General features: G+C 39.0%; 9 protein-coding genes and 1 pseudogene. 8 read left to right on the top strand and 2 right to left on the bottom strand.

The window, feature by feature from the left end:
- Positions 1-2 precede the first annotated feature (2 nt).
- From nqrE to nqrM, 4 genes are all read left to right on the top strand, one after another.
- The gene (gene nqrE / locus OC457_RS10630) at positions 3-599 is read left to right on the top strand and encodes an NADH:ubiquinone reductase (Na(+)-transporting) subunit E (protein ID WP_060999503.1); all 597 of its coding nucleotides are present in this window, start codon (positions 3-5) and stop codon (positions 597-599) included.
- A gap of 23 nt (positions 600-622) precedes the next feature.
- Complete coding sequence (gene nqrF, locus OC457_RS10625; RefSeq protein WP_080172791.1) at positions 623-1,846, top strand: NADH:ubiquinone reductase (Na(+)-transporting) subunit F; 1,224 nt, start codon at positions 623-625, stop codon at positions 1,844-1,846.
- A 160-nt stretch (positions 1,847-2,006) separates the two neighbouring features.
- A complete protein-coding gene (locus OC457_RS10620) occupies positions 2,007-3,032 on the top strand; it encodes an FAD:protein FMN transferase (protein ID WP_080172792.1) in 1,026 nt (341 codons plus the stop codon).
- 11 nt (positions 3,033-3,043) lie between these two features.
- Positions 3,044-3,265, top strand: a complete 222-nt coding sequence (nqrM, locus tag OC457_RS10615; RefSeq protein ID WP_036795773.1) for a (Na+)-NQR maturation NqrM — start codon at positions 3,044-3,046, stop codon at positions 3,263-3,265.
- Between the two features lie 126 nt (positions 3,266-3,391).
- Here nqrM and OC457_RS10610 read toward each other — a convergent pair.
- A pseudogene (locus OC457_RS10610) lies at positions 3,392-4,358 on the bottom strand (transposase).
- A gap of 210 nt (positions 4,359-4,568) precedes the next feature.
- Here OC457_RS10610 and OC457_RS10605 point away from each other — a divergent pair.
- From OC457_RS10605 to dinB, 3 genes are all read left to right on the top strand, one after another.
- Complete coding sequence (locus OC457_RS10605) at positions 4,569-5,804, top strand: anaerobic sulfatase maturase (RefSeq protein WP_080172794.1); 1,236 nt, start codon at positions 4,569-4,571, stop codon at positions 5,802-5,804.
- A 4-nt stretch (positions 5,805-5,808) separates the two neighbouring features.
- Positions 5,809-8,178, top strand: a complete 2,370-nt coding sequence (locus OC457_RS10600) for an arylsulfatase (protein ID WP_080172795.1) — start codon at positions 5,809-5,811, stop codon at positions 8,176-8,178.
- A gap of 449 nt (positions 8,179-8,627) precedes the next feature.
- Positions 8,628-9,683, top strand: coding sequence for a DNA polymerase IV (gene dinB / locus OC457_RS10595; protein WP_080172797.1), 1,056 nt, complete (start codon positions 8,628-8,630; stop codon positions 9,681-9,683).
- Positions 9,684-9,774: 91 nt separating this feature from the next.
- Here the strand turns inward: dinB and OC457_RS10590 are convergent, their stop codons facing one another.
- Entirely contained in the window at positions 9,775-11,235 is a 1,461-nt protein-coding gene (locus OC457_RS10590) for an aminoacyl-histidine dipeptidase (protein WP_080172806.1), read from the bottom strand.
- A gap of 1,073 nt (positions 11,236-12,308) precedes the next feature.
- Between OC457_RS10590 and OC457_RS10585 the strand changes: the two genes are divergently transcribed.
- Positions 12,309-13,598, top strand: coding sequence for an NCS2 family permease (locus tag OC457_RS10585; RefSeq protein ID WP_080172808.1), 1,290 nt, complete (start codon positions 12,309-12,311; stop codon positions 13,596-13,598).
- Positions 13,599-13,652 lie beyond the last annotated feature (54 nt).

Here is a 13,652-nt window from a genome sequence, read left to right as displayed (position 1 = left end):
ATATGGAACATTATATTAGCCTATTGATTCGCTCGATCTTTATCGAGAACATGGCATTATCTTTCTTCTTGGGTATGTGTACTTTCCTAGCGGTGTCTAAGAAAGTTAAGACCTCTTTTGGTCTGGGTGTTGCGGTAATCGTAGTACTTACATTATCTGTACCGTTAAATAATCTTGTGTACAACTATGTACTTAAAGATGGTGCGATTTTCCCAGGTGTTGATCTTTCTTTCTTGAACTTTATTACGTTCATTGGTGTGATCGCGGCATTGGTTCAGATCCTTGAAATGGTTCTTGATCGTTTCTTCCCACCGCTATATAACGCACTAGGTATTTTCTTACCGTTGATCACAGTTAACTGTGCAATCTTCGGTGGCGTATCTTTCATGGTGCAACGTGATTACAACTTCACAGAATCAATCGTCTACGGCTTCGGCTCTGGTGTTGGTTGGATGTTGGCAATTGTTGCGCTTGCGGGTATCCGTGAGAAGATGAAATACTCAGATGTACCTGCGGGTCTACGTGGTTTAGGTATTACCTTCATCACTGTTGGTCTTATGGCGTTAGGCTTTATGTCTTTCTCTGGCGTACAGCTGTAATCAGGATAAGGAAGGAATAGTCAATGGATATTATTCTTGGCGTAGGCATGTTTACCTTGATTATCCTGGCTCTAGTTTTAGTGATTCTATTCGCTAAATCTAAGCTAGTACCATCAGGTGACATTACTATCTCAGTAAACGGCGATCCAGAAAAAGCGATCACCACCGGTGCGGGCGGTAAACTGCTAAATGCACTTTCTGCTAACGGTATTTTTGTATCATCAGCATGTGGTGGCGGTGGCTCTTGTGGTCAGTGTCGTGTAAAAATCAAATCTGGCGGTGGTGATATTCTACCAACAGAACTTGATCACATTTCTAAAGGTGAAGCACGTGAAGGCGAACGTCTAGCGTGTCAGGTTAACGTTAAATCTGACATGGAAATCGAGCTTCCTGAAGAAATTTTTGGTGTGAAGAAGTGGGAATGTTCAGTTATCTCTAACGATAACAAAGCAACCTTCATCAAAGAGCTTAAGCTTCAAATTCCAGATGGCGAAACAGTACCTTTCCGTGCTGGTGGTTACATTCAGATTGAAGCACCTGCTCATCACATTAAATACTCAGACTTTGATGTACCAGAAGAGTACCGTGGCGACTGGGATAAGTTTAACTTGTTCCGCTACGAGTCTAAGGTTGATGAAGATATCATCCGTGCTTACTCAATGGCTAACTACCCAGAAGAGTTCGGTATTATTTTGCTAAACGTGCGTATTGCTACGCCGCCGCCTAATAATCCAGACGTTGCTCCTGGTCAAATGTCATCATTCATCTGGTCACTTAAAGAAGGTGACAAGTGTACTATTTCTGGTCCTTTCGGTGAGTTCTTCGCGAAAGATACCGATAATGAAATGGTATTCGTAGGTGGTGGTGCAGGTATGGCGCCTATGCGTTCACATATCTTTGACCAACTTAAGCGTCTACACTCTAAGCGTAAGATGTCTTACTGGTACGGCGCACGTTCTAAGCGTGAAATGTTCTATGAAGAAGATTTTGATGCCCTAGCTGCTGAGAACCCTAACTTTGTATGGCATTGTGCATTATCAGATCCACAGCCTGAAGATAACTGGGATGGCTACACTGGCTTTATTCACAACGTTCTTTATGAAAACTACTTACGTGATCATGAAGCACCTGAAGATTGTGAGTACTACATGTGTGGTCCACCAATGATGAACGCAGCTGTTATCAGCATGCTAAAAGATCTTGGTGTTGAAGATGAAAACATTCTATTGGATGATTTCGGTGGCTAATCACTAGCCCTTCGCCTTGAAAGAAGGCTGGCCTATTATGGCCAGCCTTTTTCATTAGTAATGAATAGTAATGTTATTTTTATTGTGGTTATTATCTGTTAGTGATGACTAACTATGGTCCCTAGAGTAAAAATTACCTTTATTTCATTGGAGTAGTTGAATGAAAATGTTCCTCATACGGGCTGTAGTTGTAGTGACAGCATTGTTAGCCCTTGCTGGCTGTAGTGATCAACGTCAGCAAATCACTATTAATGGCTCGACAATGGGAACCTATTATTCAATTAAAATAATAAATCAAGATGGTTTGCCTACAGCGAAAGTGATCCAACAAGAGATCGATCGTCGCTTAGAATTGGTCAACGATCAAATGTCGACTTATCGTCCACAATCTGAATTGAGTTTATTTAACAAAGCGCCAGCGAATGAACCTTTTCCTGTCTCTGCAGCGACGGCGAAAGTGATCAACGAAGCTTTGCGTATATCTAAAGTCAGCAATGGCGCTTATGATGTAACCGTTGGGCCTGTGGTTAATTTATGGAGCTTTGGTCCTGAAGCACGTCCAGAGTCGATTCCTACAGATAAAGAGGTAACGACTCGTCTTTCAGAGGTGGGTTACCAGCATCTACAAGTATTAGCCGGCAATAAATTAGTAAAAGATGAAGCGAAACTTTATGTCGATTTATCTTCAATCGCCAAAGGTTATGGGGTTGATGTGGTTGCTGATTATCTAAAAGATGACTTACATGTTAAAAACTTTATGGTTGATATCGGTGGTGAGTTGCGTTTACAAGGTAAAAATCAAGCCAATGTTTTGTGGCGTATTGCGGTTGAAAAACCAGTAGAGAATGAGCGCGCAGTACAGGAAATTCTTCAAGCAGGTGATATGGCGATTGCAACATCGGGTGATTACCGTAATTACTTTGATGAGAATGGCGTCCGTTACTCGCATCTGATTAATCCTAAAACGGGTCGTCCTATTGATAATCATGTAGTGTCAGTCACTGTTATTGCGCCATCATGCATGACTGCTGATGCTTATGCGACAACCTTCTCTGTCATGGGAGAGGATGAATCAATTACGCTTGCAAACCAAGAAAATATTCCCGTCATGTTGATTGTAAAAACCAAAGATGGTTTTGTTGAATACAAATCAAAGACCTTTGAGCAATACGTAGATAAAAAATAATAGAGGCTTTCATGGCAATTTATTTAGTAACATTTGCTGTTTTTCTACTGGTTATTATTGCAATGGCAGTAGGTTATATTTTTCAGCGTAAGTCTGTTAGTGGTAGTTGTGGCGGCTTAGATGGGATTGGTATCGCGAAAGAATGTGATTGTCCTGAGCCATGTGATGCACGTAAAAAGCGTGAAGCACGTGCAGCTCGTCAGGCTGAATGGAAGAAAAACCAGATTATTTAATCACTTTATGTAAGTCATTACTTACTTTAAACCCAGGTACGACAAAGATCTTGTCATGCCTGGGTTTTTTATATGCGTAATTTACGTTCAAATTAGTGTGATGAGTATTTACTGTGACTGTAGTGGTCAACAAATATTGGCCATAGTTTTAGAGGTTAACCAATATAATCGTTCAGATTTATTAGGGGTTAATCCACCATTATATTGGTGAGGCCTTAATTGGCTATAATGGCCAATAATATATCGAGTGATTTCGTGTTTTGCTTCAGCAAAACTACGATAGCCAACATTTGGAACCCATTCTATTTTTAAACTTCTAAAGAAACGTTCCATTGGTGCGTTATTCCAACAATTTTCCCGTCGAGATAAACTTTGTTTAATCTGTTATCGCCATAATAATTGTCGATAGTAGCGACTTGTATAATGACTACCTTGATCGCTGTGGAACATAACCTCTGTAGGTTTATGTCGTGATTCATAAGCCATCAGAAGAGCTTTACGGTATCGATGTTTCGGTGATTGACAGCTAACAAGATTAAGACCTTTCATTAGCTTAGATGCGCGATATCAGCTCAAGGGGATGCCTTGAGCAGTAACCATACCGGCAATACTTCTAGTCCCAGCTGAACTCTTGCTAGCTGCATGTACCTCTTTGATTAAAAACCGAAGTTTAATCAATTCAATAGAGATAGACTTTGGCAGTCTCTGCCAATATTTAGAACTACTTCGATGAACACCTAATTCTTTGCATAACGTTGTTATGCTGTGGCTCTTCTTGAGTTTCTCGATTAATGAGAATTGTTCAATGAGTCTGACATCAAGTGTCGCTAATTTCTTTTTTAATTCTGGTATTTCAATTTGTTCTGGCGTCATTGGTGATGCTTTAGGAGCTTTTCCTTGGCGCTCCTCTTTAAGCTGTCGAACCCACTTATCCATCGTAGATTTACCCGCGTTACATTGCTTGTGCAGCTTCTGTTACGGAGTAATTTTGTTCTAGAACTAATTGTGCTGCTTCAAGCTTAAATTCAGCACTAAATAATCGTTCGAAAAAGTGTTTAGACTTTAAGCAACCAGCAATTGTCTTTAAAGAAATGGTATTGGTTGCTTGATATTGACGAGTGTCGCACTTTGGGGTTGAACTCGGGCCTTTAATAATTCTTCCGTGATAACATCTTAAAGCTAATCAGTAAGTTAATAAAATAATAACCTACGATACAAAATGACATGATGATTTTGTATTTTCAACGTTACAACCAATTTAGAAACTAAAGCAAATCACAATTAAATGTAGATGGTGAAGTTCATGACAGGTATACACACGACAGTAAAAGTTGTTGGAGCGAAATGCAATTACGATTGTAAATACTGTTTTTATCTTGAAAAAGATTTACTACTAAACTCAAAAAAAGTGATGAACTTAGACGTTTTAGAAAGTTACATTAAAAACTATATATCAAACCAAGAAACACCAATTATCGAATTTGCTTGGCATGGTGGTGAGCCTCTATTAGCGGGGTTAAATTTTTTCAATAAAGCCATAGAACTACAAAAAAAATATGCTGGTAATAAGGTTATAAAAAACACACTACAAACAAATGGCTCTAGACTTGATAAAGAATGGTGTCGATTATTTAAAGAAAACAATTTTTTAATTGGATTAAGCTTTGATGGTCCTGAATTTTTGCAAGCTGCTTACCGTACAAAACAAGGAAAAAGTGTTTTTAACGAAAGCCTTAACGCATTAAAACTTCTGCAAAAAATGAATGTTGACTACAATGTTTTGGCATGTGTAACACAAGAATATTGTCAGCATGCAGAAGATATTTACACTTTCTTCAAAAAACACAAAGTAAAACACCTTCAATTCTCCCCTATCATTGAATTTTTACCTTCAGAACAAGAGCTGTATAGAGGACAACATTTTGCTAGCAATATCATTTTGACAACATCCAGTAACACTGATGTTCGCCAGTCAATGCCTTGGTCTGTTAATGCTAAAGATTATGGTCATTTCCTTGTTGATATATTTAAATTATGGATTAAACACGATGTTGGTAAGGTCTATATCTCAAACTTTGAGCAAGCTTTAACACAATACATTGGAAATGAATCACCAAACTGTATTCACGCCAAAGAATGTGGTTCATCTTATTCAATAGAGTCAAATGGTGATGTTTACTTCTGTGATCATGTCACTTATCCAGAGTCTCATCTCGGTAATATCACGACAGACACTTTGCAACAATTAGCAGAAAATTCAAGTAAGTTTGATTTCAGTAAACAATCTCGTCTTTCGAATCGCTGTAAACAATGTCGCTATTTAAGAATATGTAATGGTGGTTGTCCTAAACATCGTTATCTAACTTCTAATTTTGAATATGAAAATGTTCTCTGCGAAGGATATTTATATTTCTTTCAACAAATTGAAAAGTACTTACACGCAATGACGTCACTGTTAGCGAATGGTTACCCTGCAAGCTATATCATGCAAGCTTTGGATGGCCCTCTAATCCTTACCCCTCAAACAAAAGGTAATTAATAATATGGACACCTTAAAAACTACACTCGCAATCAGTGGTTTGCTTGTGCCTTGTTTAACATCGGCACAAGCTATTGATAGAACGAAACTTCCTGTAGCTGATATAAAGCCTCTAACGTATGATCAATTTGATGTACGCGATGTTAAGCGTCCCAAAATAGTTCCCAGAGTAGCTGCTCCCGATGATGCACCCAACGTTCTGGTTATCTTGTTAGATGATGTTGGTTTTAGTCAAGCATCATTGTTTGGTGGTGCAGTTGATATGCCAACGTTAGACGCGTTAGCTGAGCAAGGTTTAATTTATAATCAATTTCATACAACGGGTGTAAGTTCTGCCACTCGAACAGCATTATTAACAGGTCGCAACCATCACCAAAATAACATGGGTTCCATTGCTGAGACATCGACAGCATTCCCGGGTAATACTGGAGCGAGACCCAATGATATTGCCGCACTGCCAAAGATTCTAAAGTACAACGGTTATAGCACTGCTATGTTTGGCAAAAACCATGAAATTCCACCATGGGAAACAGGCCCAGCTGCGAACCAAAGCTTATGGCCAAATCAAGTTGGTTTCGATAAATTTTATGGATTCTTTGGTGGAGAAACTGACCAGTTTCAGCCTGTATTAATCGATGGTAATACACGAATTAAAACGCCACGGAAGGAAAACTATCATTTCACTACCGACATGACTGACCAAACTATCCAGTGGTTGAACTTACAACATAGTTATAATGCGAATAAACCATTCTTTACTTACTATGCACCAGGTGCAGCGCATGCTCCTCATCAAGCTCCAAAAGAATGGATTGACAAATTTGAAGGCAAATTTTCAATGGGCTGGGATAAACTTCGCCAGGAGACGTTTGAAAGACAAAAGGCAGAAGGTATTATCCCCAAAGACACCATCTTACCGCCAATGCCTAAACAAGTACCTCGCTGGGATTCGCTTTCAAAAGATGAAAAACGAGTATTTGAACGCCAAATGGAAGTTTATGCCGGTTTTCTAGCTCATACAGATCATGAAATTGGCCGTGTTATTGATACTCTGAAGAAAAATGGTGAATTTGACAATACCTTAATCTTCTACATTGTTGGTGATAATGGTGCTAGTGGTGAAGGTAACCGCTTCGGTAGTTTGAATTCTCTTGCTTTCTACAACGGCGTAGAAGAAGACTTTCAATATGTATTAGATAATATTGATAAGCTGGGCGGTCCTGATAGCTTTGGTCACTATGCTGCTGGTTGGTCAATTGCTGGCGATACTCCGTTTGTATGGATGAAAGGTATGGCTTCTGATTACGGCGGCACACGTAATGGAATGGTTATTAGTTGGCCTAATGGTATTAAGCAAGGTAAAGATAATATCCGCTCTCAATGGTCTCATGTTATTGATATTACTCCGACTATTCTTGATGTAACCAAACTCCCACAACCAAAAGTTGTTGATGGGGTGAAGCAAACACCTATTGCGGGTATTAGTTTCGCAAAAACATTCACAACACCAGTAGCAAAAACGCAAGATCGCACTCAATATTTTGAACTTGGCGGTAACCGCGCGGTATATCATGATGGTTGGTTTGCTCGTGTTGTTCATTTCCCTTTATGGGAAGATTCGAAGAAGTTCTCAACTTTGCAAGAAGATAAATGGGAATTGTTTGATACTCGTAAAGACTGGTCTCTTTCTACTGATTTAGCTAAATCAAATCCAAAGAAACTTGAGGAAATGAAAAAACGATTTGATAAAGAGGCGGAAATTAATCACGTATATCCAATTGATGACCGAACACTCGAGCGTATGAATGCTGAGATTGCTGGTCGTCCTGATGCACTGTTCGGTAAGAAGTCTTTAACTTTATACGAAGGTGCTAGAGGGATCCCTGAAAACTCATTCTTAAATATTAAGAATAAGTCATTTGATATTGTCGCTAAAGTCTCTATAGATGATACATCAGATACTAATGGCGTTATTATTGCACAGGGTGGTAACTTCGGTGGTTGGACTCTTTACGTTAAAGATGATGTTCCGACTTTTGAGTACAACTGGCTAACTTACGAGTATACCAAGTTGAGTGGCTCGAAGTTAAAAACGGGTGATAATAAAATTGTTGTTAAATTCCGTTATGATGAAAATGGTCTTGGTGGTAAAGGTAACATCGCTGGACAAGGCAAAGGGGGTAATGCTTACCTATACGTTAATGGTAAATTAGAGATTAAAAAGCTAATCCCGCATACTAATAGCCGCCTGTACTCACTGGATGATGGTGTCGGCATCGGTGAAGATGAAGGTGGTGCTGTTAGTCGTAATTATCAAGCTCCGTTTAAATTTAATCAACATATAGAGAGTGTTACTACTTCTCTAGTAGAGTAACGATAATAGCTCTAAATTATAAGTGAAGTGACCCCCAGTAGTTGGATAACCAATTATTGGGGGATTTTTTATGGTAAACGTCTTTAAATCGACGCCAACTCGAGTAATCTTTGCCATTTGTGCCTCTCATCCAGGTAATAAGCTAAACATTTAAAATGTAGCATTGTTAGTTGACCACTTCACCTTTCTGAGTTGGTGAGGCTTACGCTGGGCAAACTCAGAAGTGCTCCGAAACGTTGTGGTGTGGTTTGATTTATGTGCTGAGATATATACTTGAGACTAATAATGATGGCCCTCCAACCTCTTAATTTAAGGCATTGTCTGCAAGTTTTAATACTGTTAATCTATACAGTATTTTCCAATTGAGTATAATTGCCAAGTGCTTATAAATCGCACTAGACTAATATCTCGATTGTCTCAAACTTCTCGCTCCTACAAACTGTACTTTTATGACTAGAAAAATTATCCATGTTGATATGGATTGCTTTTATGCGGCTGTTGAAATGCGAGATAATCCTGCTTTACGTGATATTCCAATCGCTATTGGTGGTCGTTCTGAGCAACGTGGTGTGGTCAGTACATGTAATTATTTGGCCCGTAAATATGGTATTCATTCTGCAATGCCGACAGCACAAGCAATGAAATTGTGTCCGCATTTAACCTTAGTTCGCGGTCGAATGGATATTTATCGCCAAGTCTCTCAGCAAATACGCGCTATCTTTGCCCGCTATACCGATAAAATTGAACCATTGTCGTTAGATGAAGCTTATTTAGATGTTAGTGATTGTGAGATGTTGCATGGCTCTGCAACCTTGATTGCACAACATATTCGACAAGCTATAGAACAAGAGTTGCAGCTAACGGCGTCTGCTGGCGTTGCTCCGGTTAAATTTATTGCAAAAGTAGCGTCTGATTTAAATAAGCCCAATGGTCAATATGTAGTAACCCCCGAACAAGTGGATGACTTTGTCGCAGAGCTAAAACTGGAGAAAATTCCAGGGGTGGGGAAAGTAACTATTCAAAAATTGCATCAGCAAGGGTTGTATGTCGGTCGGGATGTTCAAAACTATGCACAGCAGCAGCTATTACAACAGTTTGGTAAGTTTGGACAATCATTATGGTTGCGGGCTCATGGTATTGATGAGCGTGAAGTGATTGTGGAACGTCAGCGTAAATCTGTCGGAGTTGAACGTACGTTTAATAAAAATATAGCTAGTTATGATGAGTGTTGGCAGGTTATTGAGCACTTACATTTAGAGCTGGAACAACGATTGAAAAAAGTACGTCCACAACTGAATATTGCTAAGCAAGGAATAAAATTAAAATTTGCTGATTTTCAGCAAACGACAGTAGAGCATAGTTGCCCGCAATTAGATAAACAGCAATTTATTCCATTGTTAACAGAAGCATTGACGCGCCAACAAGGGCGAGAAATTCGTCTTATTGGATTAAGTGTAGGTTTAGAGCAAGGATTAAAAGCACAACAGTTATCATTTAGTTTTTGACTATTCATGATCTAAAATGAAAAGAGTGCAATATTATAAAAAAACGGGCTCAAGGCCCGTTTTTAATCAGTAGCTTAATTCATTATTCGTGTTATTTTTTAACAGGAATATTTTTAAGAATCGCTAGCATTTGATCCCAGAACATTTGTACGGTATCAATTTTTACTTTTTCATCAGGAGAGTGAGGGAATTTAATTGTTGGACCAAAAGATAACATATCCATTTCTGGGTACGGTTCTTTAAATAAACCACACTCAAGACCTGCGTGGATCACCATAATATTTGGCTTGTTACCGTACATCTGCTGGTAGGTATCACGGAAAACTTGCATGATCTCAGAATCAGCATCGGGTTTCCAACCAGGGTATGCGCCAGATGCTTCACATTGTGCGCCAGTAAGGGCTGCCAATGATTGCAACATACCTTCAACGTAGCTACGACCTGAGTCGATCAATGAACGAATTAGGCATAAGATTGTTACGGTGTTAGCTTCAGTCGTGATCACACCCATGTTTAATGATGTTTCTACAACACCCTCAATATCATCGCTCATGCGAATAACACCGTTAGGGCAAACATTTAACGTATGCATTAAACGTGTTTGGTCGGCTAACATCATAATATCGCTAGGCAGAGCACATGTTTCGGTAAATAGAGTAATGTCAGTTTCAACATGACCTAACTCTGCACGAACGATTTGTAGGTATTCAGCAAATAATGTATTAAGTTTATCAATGTTTGCAGCAGGTAAGGTTGCAATTACCGTTGCTTCACGTGGTAAGGCATTACGTAAGCTACCACCGGTGAAATTATTGATACGTAGATCAAGCTCATTAGCATGACCCACTAAGAAACGCGCCATTAATTTATTAGCGTTACCACGACCTGTATGAATATCACAGCCTGAGTGGCCGCCTTTTAGGCCTTTAACAATTAATTTTACCGCTTGATGTTCAGCCGGAACCGCTTCACGTTGAATATCAACAGTCAACGCAACATCAACACCGCCTGCACAACCCATGTAAACTTCGCCTTCTTGCTCAGAGTCAGTATTCAATAGAATATCACCCTCAAGCCAGCCTGCTTCCAAGCCAAAAGCGCCTGTCATGCCTGTTTCTTCATCGATAGTTAATAGTACTTCTAATGGGCCATGTTCAATATCTTTTGCCGCTAGAATAGCGAGACAGGTTGCCATGCCCATACCATTATCAGCACCTAGTGTTGTTCCAGTTGCTGTTACCCACTCGCCATCAATAAATGGCAGAATTGGATCTTGAATAAAGTCGTGTACGGTGTCTTCATTTTTTTGTGGCACCATATCAATGTGTGCTTGAAGTACAACGCCTTTACGGTTTTCCATGCCTGCAGTTGCTGGTTTTTTGATAATAACGTTACCAGTATTATCACGACGAACATCCAACCCTTCAGCTTGTGCGAACGACACAATATACTGTGCTAGTTGCTCTTCATATTTAGAAGGGTGAGGAATTGAACAAATCTGATCAAAGAAATGCCAAACAGCTTTTGGTGATAGTTGAGTAATTTCAGACACGGTAGCCTTCCTTTTTATATACGAGATTGGGCTAGTGTCATTTTGTAGGGTTTTAGCCGTAAAATGACAAATAGATAACGAATATTTTCATCGCTTTGGTTTTAGCATATCACTCTGTCTTTAGGGGTGATAGGGCAAATAATAAAATCTTATAGCACTGATTTCTGCGATGATTACCTTATTGGTAGCCTCATATCGTATCATTTTGATGATCATGCATCATATGTGATTAAATATGCTTTAAGTACATAAAAGTGGCTGGTCTAAATATAATCAAATAATAATGTAATAAATTTACAGTAATAGCCATATCTCAAGTAATAAAGGTAAAAAGTGTGATCTGGTTAAAAAAAACATTGTAAATTTATTTCATTTTGGCTATAGTTTGATCAAGCCATCTTAGTTGGCACAATAATTAACACGACACGTTCAGGATGAACCCGAGATATCGCCTCCAAGGAACCGAGAATAAGTGAGCCATGAGGGCAACCCACTGACATTATGTTGGTGTACTTATGATAAAGGTGATTTACATGAAAATATTTTCTTCAATGACACATTTTTGGAATAATCGTACGGTATATACAAGTAATTTTCATTACCCAACACCTTACCGTTACTAATTTGATTTTATTGTTTTGTTATTTTTAACGAGACAAGTGTAATTTTTTACCCCCTTAATTAAGAATATCTCGATAATGCTATCCTGTTATCCGCAACATTCTGCCGCCACTTCGATTTGAAGTGGCGTTTTTTTTAGCTGCTTTTATCTTCTATTCACTTTTTTATTGTTGTTATCGGTCTTTATTAACTCTTCTTGAGTCCTTTAAAAAGTAAACGCTCAAAAAACAGCCATTAATGAATTGTTAATAACATAATGATTATTAAGACTAATATCATTTTTTTAAAATAGTATCTGCAGGGTTAGTTATTGTTTTACGCTTTTCAACGATAAAATCTGGAAATTGAGGGATCGCATGATTATAATCAGCGCCGAAACGGATTGCGCAATCGTTTTCTATTTGTTGACGTTGTTTGTTACTTTATTGTATTTCTCTAAGGAACCGAGAAGCATGCTAGAAAAGTTGTTTAAACTCACTGAACATGGCACCACCGTACGTACTGAAATTATGGCTGGTGTAACCACCTTCCTGACAATGGCTTATATTATTTTTGTAAATCCCACTATGTTAGCCAGTACAGGAATGGATCAAGGTGCAGTATTTGTTGCAACGTGTTTAGCGGCAATGATTGGCTGTTTTGTGATGGGTTTTTATGCTAATTACCCAGTAGCACAAGCCCCTGGTATGGGACTTAACGCCTTTTTTACCTATACCGTTGTATTAGGTATGGGACATACTTGGCAAGTGGCGTTAGCAGCTGTTTTCTTATCGGGCTTATGCTTTATTGCATTGAGTGTTATGCGAGTTCGTGAGTGGATCATCAACGCAATTCCTCATTCATTACGTATCGGTATTTCTGCGGGTATTGGTCTGTTTTTAGCGTTTATTGCATTGCAAACATCAGGCATTGTCGTTGCAAGCCCGGCAACATTAGTAACGGCAGGTGATTTAACAAGCTTTCCTGCAATAATGGCAGCTTTGGGCTTTTTCTTAACGATATCTTTAGTTCAACGTGGTTTTAAAGCTGCGGTACTCATTGCGATTTTAATTGTAACAACTATCAGTATTATCGTTGGTGAAGTGGATTATAACGGCATTATTTCTATGCCACCAAGCATTGCGCCAACCTTTATGCAGCTTGATTTTTCAGGCGCGATGGAAGTCGGCTTAATTTCAATTGTGTTTGCCTTTTTGTTTGTCGATTTGTTTGATACCGCGGGTACATTGGTCGGTGTTGCGACCAAAGCAAACTTAATTGGTGAAGATGGTAAATTACCACGTTTAAACCGAGCACTATTAGCTGACAGTACTGCCACTTCGATTGGTGCACTATTGGGAACGTCAAATACGACATCTTTTGTTGAGAGTGTGTCGGGTGTCGCAGTTGGCGGTCGTACAGGCCTAACAGCAGTGACTGTTGGCGTGTTATTCTTATTAGCATTATTTTTTGCACCGTTAGCTGGAATGGTTCCTGCATATGCGACGGCTGGTGCGCTATTTTATGTTGCTATTTTGATGATGTCAGGCTTGGTATCGATTGATTGGCGAGATTTAACAGAAGCGGCTCCTGTGGTGGTTGTATGTTTGCTAATGCCTCTTACTTATTCGATTGCAGAAGGTATTGGTCTTGGTTTTATTACATTTGCAGTTGTAAAAGCATTGAGTGGCAAGGGGCGTGAAGTAAACATCAGTGTATGGGTTATTTCAGCGTTATTTCTTGCAAAGATTATTTTCTTATAAGCGTGATGTATTTACGTTTACATAAATTTATGCGGTTTCAAATCGCTGTTTCAG

This window comes from Photobacterium toruni, from assembly GCF_024529955.1.
In the GTDB taxonomy this organism is placed as follows: domain Bacteria; phylum Pseudomonadota; class Gammaproteobacteria; order Enterobacterales; family Vibrionaceae; genus Photobacterium; species Photobacterium toruni.
The sequence above is the reverse complement of the archived record's forward strand: the minus strand, read 5'-3'. Positions and strand labels throughout refer to the sequence as shown.